The organism is Dactylosporangium sp. NPDC051087 (assembly GCF_055586325.1).
The window spans coordinates 7,767-9,797 of the sequence record NZ_JBVJIJ010000011.1; the positions used below are offsets into that span (position 1 = coordinate 7,767).

Below are 2,031 nucleotides of genomic sequence, written 5' to 3' on the forward strand. Positions count from 1 at the left end.
GGCCCAGCACGTCCGGGCCCAGCACGTCCGGGCCCAGCACGTCCGGGCCCAGCACGTCCGGGCCCAGCACGTCCGGGCCCAGCACGTCCGGGCCCAGGCTCGCCACGGACCGGCTGCCATGTCCCAGCCCAGCCCTGACCGGACCAACCGTCACGGCCCAGGCCCAGCACGTTCCTGCCCGTCATGTCCGCCCCCGTCATGTCCCAACCCGACCCCGGCCGTCACGTCCCTGACCCAACGCGTCACATCCCGGCCCATCACATCCCGGACCCCAAGCGCGTCCCAGCCCAGCACTGACCGGCCCAGCGCGTCCGACCCAGCGCATCCCGGGCCGTCACGGACCGGCCGTCATGTCGCAGCCCAGCCGTCACGGCCCTCGCCCGGCTCGTCACATCCCGGCGCGTCACAGTCCGGCCGGCACGGCCTCGGTCCAGCACGCCGCGCCCCCGCGTCCAGGCTCGCCGTTCCCCAGCTCGCCACAGACCGGCTGCCATGTCCCAGCTCGGCACGGCCAGCCCGGACCGACACGACACGACACGGCCTGCACGGACCGGCATGGACCAGCACGACATGGACCGGCCCTGCACGGACCGGCACGGACCTGGTCCAGCACACCGCGCCCCGTCGTGTCCGGGACCGCCATGCCCCAGCTCGCCACGCACCGGCTGCCATGTCCCAGCCCGGCACGGACCGAACGGGCATGACACGGACCGGCACGGTCCTGCTCCCGCGCGCGCCGGCTCGGTGCGTCTCCGCCCGGTGCGTCTCCGCCCGGCGCGGCGCGGTCGGCCGGGGCCGCGGTCCGGGGAAGCGCTCGTCCCTGCCAGAACCCGGCTCCCACCGGCGGGCGCCGCGACCCGACCCTGCCGGGACCGCCCGGCGGCTGCGGCTCAGCGGCCTGGCCCCGCAGGGCTGAAGGTGCACAGTCCAAGGCTTCACCGGCCGGTTCTCCGATGCCGGCCCCGGCGCCCCCACACTCGGGAACGGCCAAGGCATGGCATGACGAGGGCCATCCGTGGCCAGTTGCAACGTGAACGACGAAAGCGCCCACCCGGGCCGAACCGGGCGGACCGAACCGCACCGGGCGGGTCAGGGGCGTCGGCCGGGTCGGCCGGAAGCCTTGCCGGGCTGACCGGGCGTGGCGGGCCGATCGGTCTCGGCGGGGCGAGCGGGCCCGGCGGTGGCCTGGTCCGGTCGTGCTGGGCTGGCACCGCCGCGGGTCAGCTGGCGAGGCCCTCGAGCCTGGGCTGATAGGAGAAGCCGAGCCCGACCTCCACGACCGCGATGAACTGCTCCGCGGAGCGCATGAGGTCGTCGGCCTCCCGGGCGGTGACCACCCGCGGGATGCCCGCCTCGGCGGCGGAGCGCTTGCTGGCGCCGGCGGCGAAATAGGCGGCCCACTCGGTCAGCTCGGGTGCGACGAGCACCAGCAGCGACCAGACGCTCGTCACGCGGCTGCGGCGGCCCGGCGCGGCGGGCACGGCCCGGGCGGCGAGGACGGCGGCGGCGGCGCGGAGCGCGGCGAGGTGGGCGGTGGCATAGCGCATGCCGTCGGTGCGGATCTCCGCCGCCTCTTCGAGGCCGCGGCGGGCGAGGGTCAACAGCTCCCGCGGGGTGCGGTGGGGAAGCGCGTGCGCGGGAACCGGAAGCTGCTGCCGTGCCGGGCCGGACTGGCCCTGGAGCGCACCGCCGGCCGGGCCGGCGACCGGAGCGGCGGCCGGGGCGGTCGGGAATCGACTGACGTTGGACGAGTGGGTCGAACGGTTCGTCGGCATCGGTGTCTCCCTCTGTGGTGCGTCGGCGGGTCCCGCTCTGGGTCCCGTGGTGCGTGCGTGCCGCCGCTGGGGGAGTAGCGATGGCACGCGGGCCGGGCGATGGTCGGGCAACGTCGAACAGCGACGTCGCCGGCCGGGCGTGGAGCTTCCCCACACCACCCCCGGCCGGCGGGCCGGCTGGGGGGGGGGGGGGGGGGAGGGGGGGGGGGGGGGGGGGGGGGAGAACTCCAAACGAGAAAACAAAAAAAAAAAAACT

At 76.0% G+C, this 2,031-nt stretch carries 1 protein-coding gene; it reads right to left on the reverse strand.

What is annotated here, in order from left to right; translation table 11 throughout:
- Positions 1–1,220: 1,220 nt before the first annotated feature.
- Entirely contained in the window at positions 1,221–1,775 is a 555-nt protein-coding gene (locus ACZ6TV_RS21515; RefSeq protein ID WP_465298987.1) for an SAV_6107 family HEPN domain-containing protein, read from the reverse strand.
- Positions 1,776–2,031: the final 256 nt, after the last annotated feature.

What these genes read in the sequence shown, in the direction of transcription:
- ACZ6TV_RS21515 (WP_465298987.1), bottom strand. Translation starts at nt 1,775, where the DNA reads ATGCCGACGAACCGTTCGACCCACTCGTCCAACGTCAGTCGATTCCCG.